Origin of the sequence: Streptomyces sp. NPDC006384 (assembly GCF_042870695.1) — a bacterium.
Lineage (GTDB): Bacteria > Actinomycetota > Actinomycetes > Streptomycetales > Streptomycetaceae > Streptomyces.
The window spans coordinates 246,552-263,598 of sequence record NZ_JBIAHR010000001.1 but is presented as its reverse complement, the minus strand read 5'-3'; the positions used below and the strand labels follow the sequence as shown (position 1 = coordinate 263,598).

The 17,047-nt window shown below is 71.6% G+C and carries 11 protein-coding genes; 3 read left to right on the top strand and 8 right to left on the bottom strand.

Features of this window, described 5'->3' with window-relative positions; all coding sequences use genetic code 11:
* Positions 1–53: 53 nt before the first annotated feature.
* From ACFYOJ_RS01145 to ACFYOJ_RS01130, 4 genes are all read right to left on the bottom strand, one after another.
* Positions 54–1,091: an ABC transporter permease gene (locus ACFYOJ_RS01145; RefSeq protein WP_356552289.1), complete on the bottom strand. Its 1,038-nt coding sequence runs from the start codon at positions 1,089–1,091 to the stop codon at positions 54–56.
* Positions 1,084–2,139, bottom strand: coding sequence for an ABC transporter permease (locus ACFYOJ_RS01140; protein WP_356552287.1), 1,056 nt, complete (start codon positions 2,137–2,139; stop codon positions 1,084–1,086). The genes ACFYOJ_RS01145 and ACFYOJ_RS01140 overlap by 8 nt, the downstream gene beginning before the upstream one ends.
* Entirely contained in the window at positions 2,136–3,665 is a 1,530-nt protein-coding gene (locus ACFYOJ_RS01135; RefSeq protein WP_356552285.1) for a sugar ABC transporter ATP-binding protein, read from the bottom strand. The genes ACFYOJ_RS01140 and ACFYOJ_RS01135 overlap by 4 nt, the downstream gene beginning before the upstream one ends.
* Before the next feature lie 388 nt (positions 3,666–4,053).
* Positions 4,054–7,416, bottom strand: coding sequence for a discoidin domain-containing protein (locus tag ACFYOJ_RS01130; RefSeq protein WP_356552283.1), 3,363 nt, complete (start codon positions 7,414–7,416; stop codon positions 4,054–4,056).
* 736 nt (positions 7,417–8,152) lie between these two features.
* Between ACFYOJ_RS01130 and ACFYOJ_RS01125 the strand changes: the two genes are divergently transcribed.
* Positions 8,153–8,908 (top strand): IclR family transcriptional regulator, encoded by a 756-nt coding sequence (locus ACFYOJ_RS01125; RefSeq protein WP_356552281.1) that lies wholly within the window; start codon positions 8,153–8,155, stop codon positions 8,906–8,908.
* 103 nt (positions 8,909–9,011) lie between these two features.
* A complete protein-coding gene (locus ACFYOJ_RS01120; RefSeq protein ID WP_356552279.1) occupies positions 9,012–10,199 on the top strand; it encodes a 4-hydroxybenzoate 3-monooxygenase in 1,188 nt (395 codons plus the stop codon).
* A gap of 1,100 nt (positions 10,200–11,299) precedes the next feature.
* On the opposite strand, the gene ACFYOJ_RS01115 is transcribed toward ACFYOJ_RS01120, so the two are convergent.
* Positions 11,300–11,554, bottom strand: coding sequence for a hypothetical protein (locus ACFYOJ_RS01115; protein ID WP_356552277.1), 255 nt, complete (start codon positions 11,552–11,554; stop codon positions 11,300–11,302).
* Between the two features lie 471 nt (positions 11,555–12,025).
* Between ACFYOJ_RS01115 and ACFYOJ_RS01110 the strand changes: the two genes are divergently transcribed.
* Positions 12,026–13,435 carry an MFS transporter gene (locus tag ACFYOJ_RS01110; RefSeq protein WP_356552275.1) on the top strand — a complete coding sequence of 470 codons (1,410 nt, stop codon included), beginning with the start codon at positions 12,026–12,028 and terminating at the stop codon, positions 13,433–13,435.
* A 61-nt stretch (positions 13,436–13,496) separates the two neighbouring features.
* On the opposite strand, the gene ACFYOJ_RS01105 is transcribed toward ACFYOJ_RS01110, so the two are convergent.
* The 3 genes from ACFYOJ_RS01105 to ACFYOJ_RS01095 all read right to left on the bottom strand — a co-directional run bounded on the left by ACFYOJ_RS01105 (position 13,497) and on the right by ACFYOJ_RS01095 (position 16,971).
* Entirely contained in the window at positions 13,497–15,449 is a 1,953-nt protein-coding gene (locus tag ACFYOJ_RS01105) for a GAF domain-containing protein (RefSeq protein WP_356552273.1), read from the bottom strand.
* Between the two features lie 186 nt (positions 15,450–15,635).
* Entirely contained in the window at positions 15,636–16,436 is an 801-nt protein-coding gene (locus tag ACFYOJ_RS01100; RefSeq protein WP_356552271.1) for a 3-hydroxybutyrate dehydrogenase, read from the bottom strand.
* A gap of 55 nt (positions 16,437–16,491) precedes the next feature.
* Positions 16,492–16,971, bottom strand: a complete 480-nt coding sequence (locus ACFYOJ_RS01095) for an NUDIX domain-containing protein (RefSeq protein ID WP_356552269.1) — start codon at positions 16,969–16,971, stop codon at positions 16,492–16,494.
* Positions 16,972–17,047: the final 76 nt, after the last annotated feature.

Genomic DNA, 17,047 nt, shown 5'->3' with positions numbered 1-17,047 from the left:
GAGTCCTGGTTCCTTCGGTACGGGAGGGCGGGCACTGGGGCGTGGGGCGGGGGTCAGGGGGTGACGGTCGGTGGTGCCGAGGGGGCGGCGGCAGCCTTCCTGCGTGCCCTGGAGCGCGCGATCTCCCGGCCGGTGCGCGGGGCGAGCACGGACAGGACGAGCAGCACGCCGGTGACGACGATCTGCGACTGCGCGGAGACGTCCTGCAGGCTCATCACGTTCTGCAGCGTGCCGAGCAGGAAGACGCCGGCGATCGCGCCGCCGAGGGTGCCCTTGCCGCCGTCGAAGTCGATGCCGCCCAGCAGCACGGCGGCGATGACGGACAGTTCCAGCCCCAGGGCGTTGTCGTAGCGGGCGCTGGCGTAGTGCAGGACCCAGAAGACGCCGGTGAGGGACGACAGGACGCCGGTGCCGACGAACATGGCCAGCTTGAGCCGCTTGACGCGGATGCCGGCGAACCGCGCCGCCTCCTCGTTCGCGCCGACGGCGAACAGGCAGCGGCCGACGGACGTGGCGTGCAGGAGCACGGCGGCGATCGCGAACAGGACGACGAAGGGGATCGCGGCCTTGGGCACGAACGAGTCGCCGATGCGGCCGGCGCCGAAGTCCAGGTACCGCATCGGGAAGTCGGTGACCGAGTCGGAGCCCAGGACGATCTGGGCGATGCCGCGGTAGGCGGCCATGGTGCCGATGGTCACGGCGAGGGAGGACAGTCCGAGGCGGGTGACCAGCAGGCCGTTGACGAGTCCGCAGACCACGCCCAGCAGCGCGCACAGCACGATGATCGTCTCGATCGCCATGCCCTGGTTCCACAGCGCGCCCATCACCGCGCCGGAGAGTCCCGCGGTGGAGCCCACCGACAGGTCGACCTCGCCGGAGACGACCAGCATGGTCATCGGCAGGGCGATCAGCGCGATGGGGAGGGTGTTGCCGATGAGGAACGACAGGTTCAGCGTGTTGCCGAAGTTGTCGATGAAGGAGAAGGAGCAGATCAGCAGGGTCAGGAGCAGCGCGCCGACCACGGTGTCCCAGCGGAGCGCGCCGCTCAGCCGTGCCAGGGGGGCGGCCTTGGCGGTCGTGGGGTCAGGCATGGCGGGCGCTCCTCAACTGTGCGGCCTGCCTGCGCAGCACCGAGGCGACGCGCAGGGCGAGGATCCGGTCGACGGCGATGGCCAGCAGCAGGAGGGTCCCGTTGATGGCGGTGACCCAGACGGAGCTGACGCCGAGGGCGGGCAGGACGCTGTTGACGGAGGTCAGCAGCAGCGCGCCGAGCGCGGCGCCGTAGACGCTGCCGGAGCCTCCGGTGAAGGCGACGCCGCCGACCACGACGGCGCTGACGACGGTCAGTTCGTAGCCGCTGCCCGTGGCGGAGTCGACGTTGCCGAAGCGGGCCAGGTAGAGCGCTCCGGCCAGCCCGGCGAGGGCGCCGCACAGCACGTACGCCGTCATGATCCTCCTGCGGACGGGGATGCCGGCGAGTGCGGCCGCCTCGGGGCTGGAGCCGAGGGCGTACATGTCACGGCCGCTGCGGTAACTGCGCAGGTAGTAGCCGACGGCGAGGAGGACGGCCGCGGCGAGCAGCGCGAGATGGGGGACGAACAGGATGCCGCCGGAGCCGAAGTCGACGAAGCCGTCGGGCAGGGCGTCGGCGGTGATCTGCCGGGAGCCGACCCAGAGGGAGTCGATGCCGCGGACGACGTACAGGGTGCCGAGGGTGACGACCAGTGCCGGGACCTTGCCGAAGCTGACCAGGGAACCGTTGAGGAGGCCGAAGAGGGCGCCGAGGGCGACGGCGAGCAGTACGGCGGTCAGCGGGCCGCCGCCGTGCTGCAGGTGGTCGCCGGCGGCGAAGGCGCTGATGCCGAGGACGGAGCCGACGGAGAGGTCGACGTTGCGGGTGATCACGACGACGGCCTGGCCGGTGGCCACCAGTACCAGGATGGTGGCGTTGAGCAGCAGGTCCTTGACGCCCTGCTCGGACAGGAACGCGGAGTTGGACACCTGCGTCGCCAGGAGCATCAGCACGAGCACGGCGGCCACGGCCAGCTCACGGGCCTTGAACACCTTGTCGATCAGACGCCGTCCCGCGGCGGGGCCGGTCGGTGCCTCTTCGCGCACCGGCGGAGCGGTCACGCTCATGCCGCCTTCCCCCCTCGGTCCGTCCGGCCGGTGGCCGCCGCCATCACGGTTTCCTCGGTCGCCTCGGCGCGGGTGAGTTCCGCGGTCAGCCGGCCCTCGTGCATGACGAGCACGCGGTCGGCCATGCCGAGGATCTCGGGCAGGTCGGAGGAGATCATCAGGACCGCGACCCCCTCCGCGGCCAGCGACGACAGCAGCCGGTGCACCTCGGCCTTGGTGCCGACGTCGATGCCGCGGGTGGGCTCGTCCACGATCAGCACCTGCGGCCGGGTGGCGAGCCACTTGGCGAGGACGACCTTCTGCTGGTTGCCGCCGGACAGGGTGCCGACGAGGTCGGCGAGACGGGCGTACTTCACCTGGAGCCTGACGGACCAGTCGACGGCACGGCTGCGCTCGGCCCTGCGGCTCATCAGTCCGCCGCGGACGGTGTCGCCGAAGCCCGTCAGGTTGATGTTGCGTTCGATGGACATGTCCATCACCAGTCCCTGGGCCCTGCGGTCCTCCGGGACCAGGGCGAGGCCCGCCCTCATGGCCACGCTGGGCGCTCCGGGCCTGAGCTTCCTGCCGAGGACCTCGACCTCGCCGCCGTCGAAGCGGTCGACGCCGAACACGGCGCGCGCGACCTCGCTGCGGCCCGCCCCGACCAGTCCGGCCAGGCCGACGATCTCACCGTGCCGCACCTCGAAGGAGACGTCCGTGAAGACGCCCTCGCGGGTCAGCCGCCGCACGCCGAGGGCGACGTCCCCGATCCGCGTGGTCTGCTTGGGGTAGAGCTCCTCCAGGTCCCGGCCGACCATCCGGCGCACCAGGTCGTCCTCGGTGAGTCCCTCCAGGGGCTCGCTGCCGATCAGGGCGCCGTCGCGCAGCGTGGTGACGCGCCGGCACAGCTCGAAGATCTCCTCCAGGCGGTGGGAGATGAAGAGGACGGCCGCGCCCTGGTCGCGCAGGGCGCGTACGACGCCGAACAGGCGGGCGACCTCGCTGCCGGTCAGGGCGGCGGTCGGCTCGTCCATGATCAGCACGCGGGCGTCGAAGGAGAGCGCCTTGGCGATCTCGACGAGCTGCTGGTCGGCGATGGACAGGCCGCGGGCCGGCTGCCCGGGGTCGAGGGCGACGCCGAGACGCCGGAACAGGTCCGCGGCGGCCTGCTCGACCGCTCGGTGATCGACCCGGCCCAGGGAGCGGGTCGGCTGGCGGCCCACGAAGATGTTCTCGGCCACCGACAGGTCCGGGAAGAGCGTGGGCTCCTGGTAGATGACGGCGACGCCGGCGTTCCGGGCGTCGGCGGGACCGTGGAGGACGACCGGGGCGCCGTCCAGCAGGATCCGGCCCGTGTCGGGGCGGTGCACGCCGGCGAGGATCTTGATCAGGGTCGACTTGCCCGCGCCGTTCTCACCGGCCAGAGCGTGTGCCTCCCCGGCGTACAGGCGCAGGCTGACGTCGCGAAGCGCGCGCACGGCACCGAAGGACTTGCTCACCCCCTCCAGTGCGAGCACCGGAGGGGACTCCGGTTCAGGGTGCGTCATTGCGTGTCTCCATGGTGTGCCGAAGGTGTGCGCCGAGAAAGGAACCGGGCGCATGGGCGCTGTCCGCACTGCCGACCTGTGATGAATTGTTTCAATGAGCTGACGGGAAGCTAGCCCCGCCCATCACCCAGGTCAAGGGGGCGGACGGAAATCAATCCGCAGACGACATCCCGCACCCGTCCGTCCCTCACAACATGCCGCTGGAGTGCAGGAAGAGGCAAGAAGGCGACCCATTACCCGCCTTACGGCACGATTGGATAACGCCGGACGCGGGGGTTGCGCCAACGCTTGACGTGAATACGACGAGCCACTATCTTCCGCAAGATATTGAATCGATTCACAATCACTCCCCCACCTCTTCGGCCTTTCTCGCGCCGCCGCGCGGACGTCACCTGACGCGGATCTCCGCCAACTGCAGGCGGTACCTGCCGGCCTCGTCAGAAGCCGGCGCGCCGAGCCTGGTCGCGCTCAGCCGGAGGTGACGTCCGGTTGCGGAGGCGAGGCTGTAGGTCTGGGCCGCTCCTCGGGGATCGGCCTGGCCGGTGACGGTACGCACCGTCGTCCAGGCCGTGGAGCCGTCGGCCCGGGTCTGGAACGAGAAGTCGACCGGGAAGCCCGCCGTGCCGCCGCCGGCCGCGGGGGTGTCGGTGCGGGGGAAGAGGCTGACCGACCCGATGGGCCGGTCCGCGCCGAGGTCGATCTCGATCCGGACGGGCGTGCCGCCGACATCTGCGGAGGGGAAGTCGATGCTGGTGAAGCCCTTGGCACCGGGCACGCCGGTGAGGACACCGTCCAGGAGGCGGGTCTTGCCCCAGTCGCCGTTCTCCAGCGTGTAGTTGGCGGTGACGGTGGTCCCGGCGGTCGGGACGGTGAGTTCGGCGAGCTGGAGCCGGTGCCTGGCGGGCTCGTCGGAAGCGGACTTGCCGAGCCTGGTGGCCTGCAGGCGCAGGTAACGGGCGGTGGTGGTCCTGAACCCGTATGTCTGGACGAGGCCGCCCGGGTCGGGCTCGCCGGTGACGGTGCGGACGGTGGTGTGGGAGGCGGCGCCGTCGGCGCGGGCCTGCAGGGTGAAGTCGACCGGGAAGCCCGCCGTGCCGCCACCGGCCGCGGGGGTGTCGGTGCGGGGGAAGAGGCGTACGGCGTCGATGTCGGTGTCTGCGCCGAGGTCGATCTCCACCCAGACGGGGTTCGCGCCGATGCCGGCGGAGGGGAAGTCGTTGCTGGTGTAGCCCTTGGCGCCGGGCGCGCCGGTGAGCGTGCCGTCGGTGATCCTGTCGCGGCCCCAGTCGCCGTTCTCCAGGCTGTTGTTGCTGGTGACCGGCCGTCCCAGGGCCAGGTCGTCCAGACGGCCCACGCCGGTGGCGGTGAACGTCCACCTGCCCGGCCCCACGACGAAGTACAGGTACGCGGCGTCCTTGCCGTCGTATCTCAGACCGCCGACGCCGCCGGCGGGCGCGCCTCCGGTGAAGACGGTGGTGCCGTTCGCCCTGACGACGGGCCGCGCGCTGCCGTACGTGGGCACGCCGACCCGGGCCGTCGTGCCGCCCGGTGACGTGAGCGTCAGCGTGACCCTCGTTCCGTCGCGGACGATGCCGAAGCGGATGTCCCCCCGGCCGGTCGGCGTCACAGCGTCGATCTTCGTGAGGGTGCCGGTCTGCGGGATCACCTCGTACGTCCTCCAGCCCGGTTCCGTGGGGCGGATCCCGGCGGCGTAGGCGGACAGGGCGTACAGCGGGCCGCCGTTCCAGGCGTGGTTGTCGGTGCCGTCGGCCTTGGTCCACAGCTCCCACAGGGTGTGGCAGACGGGATCGGCGACCTGGGCGGCGAAGCGGTTGCGCATCCGTTCCTCGGCGACGGTGGCCGCGCCCATGAGGTACAGCGCCTCGAGCACGTAGAACTCCATGTAGGGACTGGCGTTGAGATGGGTGCGCAGCACCTCCGTGACCGCCCGGTGGCGGGAGGCCGGGGCCAGGCCCGCGACGACGGCGAGGGCGTTGGCGCGGTCGTCGGTGTCCTTGGTGTAGCCGGGCGAGCGGTACTCGTTCTTCGAGGAGTTCCACAGGACGCGGTCGAAGTTGGCCCCGATGCTCGCGCGCCGGGCCTCCCAGTCCGCCACGTCGGCGGTGTTCCCGCTGAGGGCGGCGAGCCTGGCGGCGGTGCCCAGGGCCAGGTGGTACCAGCAGTTGTCCAGGACCCGGACGTCGATGTTGCCGCCCCAGTCCGCCCAGTCCCAGTCCCCCCTCCGGTGGCCGACGAGACCGTCGCCGTCCAGGCTCCACAGTTCCAGGTACTTCCTCACCGCCGGGTAGGCGCCGATGACGGTGCTCGCGTCGCCCGTGTAGAGGTAGTACGTCCAGAACGACCACACCGAGGCCAGCATCTGCAGGGGAAGCTCGCTGGTCCAGATCACGCTCGGCATCGGTGAGTACAGCACGCCCCCCTGCTCCTGCCAGGACGTCAGCTGGGCGATGGCCTTCTTGCCCAGGGCGTGCGAGCGGGTGTCGAAGGTGTAGAAGCCCTCCTTGAGCTGGTTCACCACGTCGCCCCACCACTGGGCACGCTCGCGGGTGGGGCAGTCCATGTAGTTGTCCCGCATGTTGACGTACATCGTGCGGGCCGCCTTGGTCCACAGCGTGTCGAGGAAGGCGTCGCTGCTGGCGAACGATCCCGCGAAGTCGGTGTCGTAACCGGACTCGCGGTACTTCAGGTCCAGGATCCTGACCCCTGCGGGGATCGTGTAGCGGACCGCGGTGCCGCTCATCCACGCCAGGCACTCGAACTCCTGCACCCCGCCCGTGCAGACGTAGGTGGCGCGCACGTTGTAGCCGGTCCCGGGTTCGATCCCGGTCAGGTTCGCGCCGTCGTCGTAGTGGTCGGTCCGGACATCGATCACCGCGCCGGCGGGGGCGTCCACCTTCAGGTACGGGGTGACCTGGAGGTTGGAGGGCAGAGCGGCCTGGACGGCCACCGCCCCCTGACCCGTGGACGGGAGCGAGGAGGCATTCGTGTAGGACTTCAGAGCTGAGTGGCGGAACTGCGGGATCGGTCGCACGACCAGGGCGTTCCAGGGCGCCGCGCCCGCGGTTCCGAGTTCGGCCGGTGCGCTCCAGGAACTGTCGTCGAAGCCGGGGGAGCGCCAGCCGGCCATACCGGTGGCGTCACGGGCGTCGTAGTGGACGTTCGACTCCGGCAGGCGGAAGTTGGCCTGGGTGCCGCTCGTGTCGTTCGAGTAGCCCGGGTGGACGGTGTGCTTCCAGCCGGCGTCGCTGACGATCCGGGCCGTGGTGGAGCCGGTCGTGATGTCGGCCTGGAAGAGCAGCCCGCCCTTGCCGCTGCCGTGGTGCGAGAAGCCCTGCTTGCCGAAGTACCACACCAGCAGCACCACCGTGTTGCCGCCGCCGCGCAGGTAGGGGGCGAGGTCGATCTCGTCGTAGTAGGTGTCCGTACGGTTGGGGCCCCGTTTGAGCCCGCCCTCGAAGACCACCAGCGTGCCGTTCACCCACAGCCAGTACTTCGAGTCCACGGCGATCCGCGTGACCGCCTTCGCCGGAGCCGAACCCAGGGTGAACGATCTGCGGAACGCCACCCACTGGTTCGCCGTACCGGTCGGTGCCCAGATCCACTTCGCGGACCAGGGCACCGCGGCGGACGCCGCCGGGGCGAGCCCGGGAAGGGCGAGGGAACCCAGGGTGGGGGCGAGGGCCACGGCTATGGCCGAACGCAGGGCGGTTCGGCGCGTTACACGGTTCATGCGGGCTCCTGCTTTCGCTGTGCGGGGCGGAAGGGGGCAGCGTCCGGCATCGAACGGTGGACGAAGTGCTTGAATCGATTCAGTCGGGCATTCGTAGACGCGATGGTCGACCCTCGCGCCACGAGTGTCAACACCTCCGCCACAAGGGGCCCGCACCGACCCGACGTTGCCCTCGCGGGTCACCCGACCTTCTGATCTGCGGTTCTTCCCGAGGCTGCGGAAGGCTTCCGGGTGCCGGTCTCCGCCCCTGCCCTCCCGCACATGCCGGTCACTTCTCGCATGCCCGTTCTCCACGCCGGCGGGAAACCGTCGCGCTCGCGAAGAACGGCGAACTGATGCGTGCGCCGCCCGCACGAGCGGACGCGCATCCCGTGGAGGGCCATCAGCCGTGCGACGGACGGAGGCGAATCGGCATCGGCCGGAAGCGAGCGGAGCGAAGCGGGTCTCCGGACGACGACACGAACCCCTCGCCCGCGTCAGACGCGTCCGCCCCGTCCGTCCGGAGGGCCCCGTCCGTCCGGAGGGCCCCGTACCGGTCCGGCCCGCGCGCTCGGAGCCACACGGCCTTGCCGGGACGAAACGCTGCCTGAAAGGGTGCTCCGGTGAGGCCGGTGGGGCGGAGCGTGCCTTCGGGCGAGCGGCGGGCAGCCGCCCGGACACGGCGGACGCGGCCCCCGGGCCGGCCGGGCGACCGCCGGGCGGTCCTCCACGCGGCCCACGGAGCGAAAGGCGTGCGATGGCGAACTCACGGTCCGGGGAGACGGTCACCGAGCGGATCGTCCGTGTCCTGGAGACGTTCGGCACCGACCGCACGGTGCAGACGGCCGCCGAGATCGGACGGCGGGCGGATCTCCCGTCGTCCACGGCGCACCGGATGGTGGCCGAACTGGTGGAGTGCGGGCTGCTGGAGCGGGACGAGGAGCACCGGGTGCGTCTGGGCATGCGGTTGTGGGAGCTGGCGCTGCGCGGCTCCCGTGCCCTGCGGCTGCGGCAGGCGGCGCTGCCCTTCATGGAACGCGTGCAGGCCCGGGTCCGGGAGCACACCCAGCTCGCGGTGCTGGAGAACGACGAGACGCTCTTCATCGAGCGGCTGTCCCACCCGCACGCGGGCGCCAACATCACCCGGATCGCCGGACGGCTGCCCCTGCACGCCTCCTCGTCGGGTCTGGTGCTGCTCGCCCACGCTCCCGAGCAGCTGCGGGAACGGATCCTGGCCGGGCCGCTCGACGCGGTGTCGCCGGGGACCGTGACCGACCCGGCGCGGCTGCGGCGCCTCCTGGCCGGCATCCGCCGCGACGGTGCCGTCGTGGCCCCGGGGACGGTCGAGGCGGTCTCCACGGGGGTGGCCGTACCGGTGCGCGAGGGCCGTGGCGAGGTGATCGCCGCGCTGTCGGTCGTCCTCCCCCGTGACAGGCCCACCGGGAGCGCGGTGAAGGAACTGCGTGCCGCGGCGGCTGGCATCTCTGCGGTGCTCGGCGACCGGCGCCCCTGAGCCCGGCCGGAACCCGATTCCCGTTCAATGGGAACCCCCGTCGTCAAGTCCTCCGGTCGGCGCCAGACTCCTGGCCATTCCCGCGGCCGTCGAAGGAGACGACATGTCCGTACGCACTCGCGTCGCCGTCATCGGCGCAGGCCCCGCCGGCCTGCTCCTGTCCCACCTGCTCGATCTGCAGGGCATCGAGTCGGTCGTCATCGACTCCCGCAGCCGCGAGGAGATCGAGACCACCATCCGGGCCGGCATCCTGGAGCAGGGCACCGTCGAGATCCTCACCGAGACCGGCGCCTCCGACCGGGTGGGCACGGTCGGGCAGAAGCACGAGGGCATCGAGCTGCGCTTCGAGGGCGAGGGGCACCGCGTCGACTTCACCGGCTCCGTCGGCCGGGCCGTGTGGCTCTACCCCCAGCACGAGGTCCTCAAGGACCTGGTCGCCGCCCGCCTCGCCGCCGGCCAGGACCTGCGTTTCCAGGTGACCGCCGAACGCGTCGAGGACGCCGGGACCGACCGGCCGCGGATCATCGCCAAGGACGCCGACGGTCACCGGATCGAGATCGAGGCCGAGGTCGTGGTCGGCGCCGACGGCTCGCGCAGCGTGGCCCGTGAGGCCGTCACCGGTACCTACGGCGGCTACTTCCGGGAGTACCCCTTCGCCTGGTTCGGCATCCTGTGCGAGGCGCCGCCCAGCGCGGAGGAACTCATCTACAGCCACTCGCCCGACGGCTTCGCCCTCATCAGCCGGCGCAGCCCCGACGTGCAGCGGATGTACTTCCAGTGCCCTCCGGAAGCGGACCCCGGGGCGTACTCCGAGGCGCAGCTGTGGGACATCCTGCAGTCCCGGGTCCCCGGCACGACCCTCGTGGAGGGTCCGATCTTCCAGCGCGACGTGCTGCGCTTCCGGAGTTTCGTCGCCCACGAGATGCGCCGCGGCCGGGTGGTCATCGTCGGCGACGCCGCCCACACCGTGCCGCCCACCGGCGCCAAGGGCATGAACCTGGCCGTCGCCGATGTCGTCCTGCTGGCCGACGCCCTGCGCGCGCTGTTCGCCGAGCGGGACGAGACCCTGCTCGACGCCTTCCCCGACACCGCCCGCAAGCGCATCTGGAAGGCGCAGCACTTCTCCTGGTGGATGACGCGCATGCTGCACGTCCAGCCCGGGGCGAGCGACTTCGACCGGCTGCGTCAGATCGGCGAACTGCGCACGGTCGTCGAGTCGGAGGCCGGCCGCGCCTACCTCGCCGAGGCGTACACCGGATGGCCCCTCGGCCACCCGGGCCCCGGCGCCTGAGGGTGCCGCGGAAGAACGGGGGTCTCCGCCGGGCCGTCCCGGGGCGCGGCCCGGTCGATCCCACAGTTGCGGACCGGCTGGTCACCGGCGTGCCCGGCCGCCCGCGCCCACGGCTCAGGTCCGCGTCGAGTCGAGTTCCTCGTGGTTCCGCTCGACCTCCTGTGCCTTCTGGTGGCTCTCGATGCAGCGCCGAGGACGTCGGCTTGGACCTGGAGGACGTGACGATCCTCGACGACCGGGTGCTGGTGTGGCTCGCCGAGGATAAGACCCACAAGGGCGAGGAACAGACGATCCCTCGGCATGACCGACCGGACCTCAACCTGGTGTTCCGGCTCCGCCGTTGGGTCGGCTACCTAGAGCAGCAGGGCGTCACAACCGGCCCTCTGTTCCGGGAGGTTCTGCGGAGCGGGAAGGTCGCGACACCGGAGACCCGGGCCACGAAAGGGGGTGGGGCCACAAAGCGCGGCAACTACCTACGCCCGCAGACGGTCAACGACCGGGTGAAGCTGTGGTTCACGGCAGCCGGCCTCAAGAGCGATGGCCGCCCCGTCTCCTCCCACGGCCTTCGCGCCGGCGGCGCCACCGGCCTCGGAGCGAGCGGCGCGACAGACGAGGAACTCTGGGAGGCCGGCCGGTGGAAGAAGGGCTCACCCATCCCCCCCGTGAGCGGTACGTACGCCCGGCCCGGGACGCCAACCGGGATGTCTTCCAGCGGGTTCCGGTGCACGATCCGACGGTCGCGGCCGAGGAGTAGTACGCAGGAACGGCCGCCCCGTGCCCTCCGCGCGGCTACGGTAGTCGAGGAGCCCGGTACTGCATCCCCCGTCGGTACCGGGCCCTTTCGCCCACCTCGTCGGGCCCGACCGCGGAGGCGCGCCCATATGGATGGGCGGGGCTGGAATACCGCTACGCCGGCTTGCCCGAATGCTTCGAGGGCCGCCTCGAGCCGGGTGGTGTTCTTGATGTCACCGACGGCCGCAAGCAGTTCGTTCGTCGTCTCGACGATGCGCTCGTCTGGGTGGCACCGGAACGAAGCTGCTGCGTGGACTCGCATTATGGGCTCACGTAGTGTTGCGAGGACTGTCTTGCTGGCGTGATCTTCACGCAGGCCGGGCCACGCCGGCGGCGAAGGTCTGCCACTCAGAGCCACCTCGGACGTGCATCCGGGCGCCTTCTCCGGCCGCAGCGAAGACGAACAGAAAAAGCCGCCGCGCCTTCTCCCATGGGCGATCCCACAGACGGTGATTGAGGTCTGTGGAGGCTCCAACGTCGGCGATGGCAACGATCAGGTTGTCGGCGTGCTCGCGGAAAGTAGCCAGTTCGGTCTTTTCACGCTGCTGCTCATGATGTACCACCAGCAGACGAAGAACCTCCTGGGACCAACGTGCACCACGCCCAGACACACTGCTTTGCCCGTGCCGACGGCGGCTGAGCGGCAAGGCCGGACTCGGTCTCTCAGTCCGGTCACCTGCCGCGCAACGACTCTGAGTCGATCAATCCCTGATGCCCGAGTTCAACGGAGCGTAGTCAGCACCAAGTCAGCACGGGACAGGTGAGGACGGGGGATGACGTGGGATTTTAGTCAGCACCAAACCAGCACGGGAGTCAGCACGGCACCGTCAAATCACCCTGAAATACGCGTCCCGGACGGCACTCGTTCCGGCCACCGTCGATCCCCTGAGACGTCTTTCCATGAGCCGGCATGGTGGCCGCGCGCATAGCCGGCCCCCGAACTGTGTTGCCCCGCCACATGTGCGCCTGACCTGCGGATTCCTACGGTGTGGCGACACGCAAACGTCCCCGTCACACCTCAGGAAGTGGTGCCGATGTCGTCACCCGCAGCCGCTCCGCCCGCTCCGGACAATCTCAAGCGCATCGTCGCCGCGTCCCTCATCGGCACCACCATCGAGTGGTACGACTTCTTCCTCTACGGTTCCGCCGCCGCCCTCGTCTTCAACGAGCTGTTCTTCCCGGACTCCGACCCCCTGGTCGGCACCCTGCTGTCCTTCCTGACCTACGCCGTCGGATTCGCCGCGCGTCCGCTGGGCGCGCTGGTCTTCGGGCACTACGGGGACCGGCTCGGGCGCAAGAAGCTGCTGGTGCTGAGCCTGCTGCTGATGGGCGGGGCGACCTTCGCGATCGGGCTGCTGCCCACGCACGCGACCATCGGCACGGCCGCTCCCGTGCTGCTGACCGTGCTGCGGCTCGTGCAGGGCTTCGCGCTCGGCGGCGAGTGGGGCGGTGCCGTGCTGCTGGTGTCCGAGCACGGGGACGCGCGGCGCCGTGGGTTCTGGGCATCGTGGCCGCAGACCGGCGCGCCGGCGGGGCAGTTGCTGGCGACCGGGGTGCTGTCGCTGCTGACGGCCGTGCTGCCGGACGCCGCGTTCACCGGCTGGGGGTGGCGGATCCCGTTCCTGCTCTCCGGAGTTCTGGTGATCGTCGGTCTGTGGATCCGTCTGTCCGTCGATGAATCCCCCGTCTTCAAGCAGGCGTTGGCACAGGCCGAGGCGCGCAAGGCCGAGGCCCGCGAGGCGGAGGCGCGCGGCACGGAGGCCGAGGCGCTGCCGCTGGTCTCCGTGCTGCGGCACCACTGGCGCGACGTGCTGATCGCCATGGGCGCGCGGATGGCGGAGAACATCAGCTACTACGTCATCACGGCGTTCATCCTCGTGTACGCCACCACCGCGGCGGACGTGTCCAAGCAGACCGCGCTCAACGCGGTGCTGATCGCCTCGGCCGTGCACTTCGCGGTCATCCCGGTATGGGGCGCGCTGTCGGACCGGATCGGCCGCCGCCCCGTGTACCTGCTGGGGGCCGCCGGGGTCGGGCTGTGGATGTTCCCCTTCTTCATGCTGATCGACACGGGGGACTTCGGCAGCCTCCTTCTCGCGGTGACCGTCGGCCTGGTGCTGCACGGCGCGATGTACGCGCCCCAGGCGGCCTTCTTCTCCGAGATGTTCGCGACCCGGATGCGCTACTCCGGCGCTTCCATCGGCGCCCAGTTCGCGTCGGTCGCGGCGGGCGCCCCGGCACCGCTGATCGCGACGGCGCTGCTGTCCGAGTACGACAGCTCGACGCCGATCTCCCTCTACGTCATCGCCGCGGCTCTGCTGACGCTCGTCGCCGTGTGGATGGCCAAGGAGACCCGGCACCGGGACCTCTCCGAGGTCACGCCCACAGGCCGGGACTCTGCGGAGCCGGGCGGTTCCCCCGCCGCGGAAGCGCGCACCGCCTGACCCGCCGTACCGCCTGACCCGCAGCGCGCCCCTGCCCCCGTACGCTCCCCGCGTGCGGGGGTCAGCGTTGCGCGGGGGCCGACAACCGGCGGAGCCGGAGGGCCAGTTGTATCTCCAGTGCGCGGGAGGGGCTCTGCCAGTCGTCACCGAGGAGGCGGCCGACGCGCTCCAGTCGCTGGGCGACCGTGTTCACGTGCACGTGGAGGGCGTCCTTGGTGCGGGCGGGGCTCATGCCGCAGGCGAAGTAGGCGTCGAGGGTGCGCAGCAGCTCGGTGCCGCGCCGCTCGTCGTAGGCGACGACCCGGCCGATGGTGCGGTCGACGAAGCCGGCGACGTCCCGGTCGCCGGCCAGGAGCAGGCCGAGGAAGCCGAAGTCGTCGGCGGCGGCGCCGTCCCCGGAGCGGCCCAGCAGCCGCAGCGCGTCCAGGCAGCGTCCGGCCTCGGTGTAGGCGGCGGCCACGCTCTCGGGCCGGGCGGCGAGATCTTCGACCGGGGCCGAGGCGCCGACGGTGACGGCCTCGTGGACGGCCGAGGCGAGGTCCCGTGCGGTGCGGCGGGCCAGGTCCGTGGCGCCGTCGGGGGTGGCGAGGGGCAGCAGCAGGACGGTGCCGCCGTCGCGGGCGGCGGCCAGGCCGTGCCGGGTCGCGGCGAGGTGGGAGGCGGCGGCCCACAGGCGCCGGCGGGCGTCCGCCTCCCGGTCGGCGTCCTGCGCGGTGGCGTCGAGGCGGGCGACGAGGACGACGTGTGTGGCGTCGAGGTCGGCGTGCAGCCGCCGGGCACGGTCGCGCAGCAGGCGCGGGTCGCGGTCGCGGGCGTCGAGCAGGTCGTCCAGCAGTTCGCCGCGCACGCGCTGTTCGGCCTCGGCGGCGGAGCGCCGGGCGAGCAGCAGCAGGGAGGTGACCATCGCGGCGCGTTCCAGGGTGAGCTGGTCGACGGGGTCGAGTCCGGGGTGGCCGCGCAGGACGAGTGCGCCGAGCAGTTCGCCGCCGGCGGCGACCGCGGCGATCCAGTCGTCCTCGTGCCGGACCGCGTGTCCTTCCGCGCGGGAGGACTGGAGGGCCTTCGCGGGTGCCGTGCCGGCCTCGGTGAACTCGACGGTGCCGTCCAGGACCTGGGAGACGGCGGCGGCCACGTCGTGGACTCCGCCGCCGCGCAGGACCAGTTCGGTGAGCCGGTCGTGGACGTCGGAGGCGCGTTCGATGACGGCGCTGCGGTCCCGGATGATCTCGTTGGCCCGTTCCAGTCCGGCGAGGGCCGAGCGGGTCTCCGCGAGGAGGTTGGCGGTGTCGATGGCCGCCGCGGCGAGGGCGGCGAAGGAGCCGAGCAGGGCGATCTGCTCCCGTTCGAAGACCCGGGCCCGCCGGTCCGCCGCGAAGAGCACGCCGATGACGTGGGGCCCGAGCATCAGGGGTACGCCGAGGATGGCGACGAGGCCCTCGTCCCGGACGCCCGTGTCGATGGCGCGGGTGTGCCGGAAACGGTCGTCCTCGAAGTAGTCCTCGGTGACGTAGGGCCGGGCGGTCTGGGCGACGAGTCCGCCGAGCCCCTCCCCCATGCCGAGCCGCAGCTGCTGGAAGCGGGCCGCGACCGAGCCCTCGGTGACGCGCATGTAGGTGTCGCCCCGGACGGGGTCGTTGAGGCTGAGGTAGGCCACGTCCGTCCCGAGGAGGGAGCGGGCCCGCTGCACGATCGCGCGCAGTACGGCGTCCAGGTCGCGCAGCCCGGCGAGGTCGTGGGCCGTCTCGAACAGGGCGGACAGCTCGGCCTCGCGGCGGCGCCGGCCCTCCAGCTCGGAGCGCACGCGCAGGGCGAGGAGCTTGGCCCGCTCCAGCGCGGCGATCCGCTCGGCCGGTGCGCCCGCCGCGCGGGCGAGCAGCACGGGCTGCTCGTAGGCGTCGGCGGAGGCGTCCCGGGCCAGCAGTTCCAGGAAGGGCGTCTCGGCCGCGGCGTGCCGGACCGGCGCCCCGGCGTCGTGGGCGAGGTGTTCGGCGGACTGCGCGTGATCGCGGGACATGCTCACAGGATCACCCATCGTCCGGTCGTCGCGGCAGCCCTGTGGACGACCCGGGCCACCGGAGGCACCGGCGCCCGGCGGCTGCGCGTGTCCTTTCCTTGCCAGGATCAGGATGCGGAGCTGTCCTCGTCGGCTCCTTGCCGGTGCACAGGGTCCTCCCCGCCGGTCCGCGGGACGCCACCGCGGTCAGTGGGCGGTCCAGCCGCCGTCCAGGACGAGGGAGGTTCCCGTGACGAAGGACGCCTGCGGGGCGCACAGGTACGCCACGGCCTCCGCGACCTCGTCCGGTTCGATGAGCCGGCGTACCGCGCTGTCCCGCAGCAGCACCTCGGAGAGGACCCGCTCCTCGCTGATGCCGTGCGCGCGGGCCTGGTCGGCGATCTGCTTCTCCACCAGCGGGGTGCGTACGTAGGCGGGGTTCACGCAGTTGGAGGTGACGCCGTGGGCGGCCCCCTCGAGGGCGGCGGTCTTGGACAGTCCCTCCAGCCCGTGCTTGGCGGACACGTAGGCCGCCTTGTAGGCGGAGGCGCGCAGGCCGTGCACGGAGGAGATGTTGACGATGCGGCCCCAGCCCTGTCCGTACATGTGGGGCAGGGCGCCGCGGATGAGGCGGAAGGGCGCCTCCAGCATGACGGTGAGGACCGTGTGGAAGACGTCCGGCGGGAACTCCTCCAGGGGCCGCACCATCTGCAGTCCGGCGTTGTTGACCAGGACGTCGGTGCCGGCGGCCGCCTCCTCGGCGGCGTCCAGGTCGGTCAGGTCCAGGACGTGCGGTGTGACGCCGCCCGCGAGGTCCGCGGCCCGTTCGGCGAGCGCGTCGAGCCCCGCGGCGTCCCGGTCGACCGCTCTGACCTCGGCTCCCGCGGCGGCCAGCCGCAGCGCGCAGGCGCTGCCGATGCCGCCTGCGGCGCCGGTGACGAGGGCGGTGCGGCCGCCGAGGTCGAGCGGCGCGGCGTGCGGGGGCGGGAGGACGCTGGGCGAGGTCATGTCTGCGACCCTAGGCAGCGCCCGTCCCATGCCCCATGTGGGCACGCCATACAGTTCAGGCGGGTTCAGTGGGGTCGAACCATGTGGGGCCGTCGGACATCGCCTGCTTGATCCGGAACCGTCCCCACTCCTTCAGGTCCGGCAGGGCGTCCACCTCGAACCAGCCCACGTCCAGCGACTCGTCGTCGTTGACGCGGGCCTCGCCGCCCACTGCCCGGCAGCGGAAGGTGATGTCCATGAACTGGCAGACGTCGCCGTTCTCGTAGGTGACCGGGTCCAGTGCCTGGACGACGACGAGCCGCTCGACGACGCACCGCACCGCGGTCTCCTCCTCCACCTCGCGCACGGCGCAGGCGGCGGGCTGCTCACCCGGTTCCGGGATGCCGCCGATCAGGGACCAGCGCCGGTTGTCGGCCCGCCGGCCCAGCAGCACCCTCCCCTCCTCGTCGAAGACGACGGCGGTGACTCCGGGGAGCCACAGGAGCTGGTGTCCGGCGGAAACGCGCAGGTCGCGGATGAAGTCGGGAGTAGCCATGCGCCCGACCCTAACCGGCCGGCCGGGCCCCTCCCGACGTCATCGCGAAGCATGCCCCCGGCGTACGGGACCACAG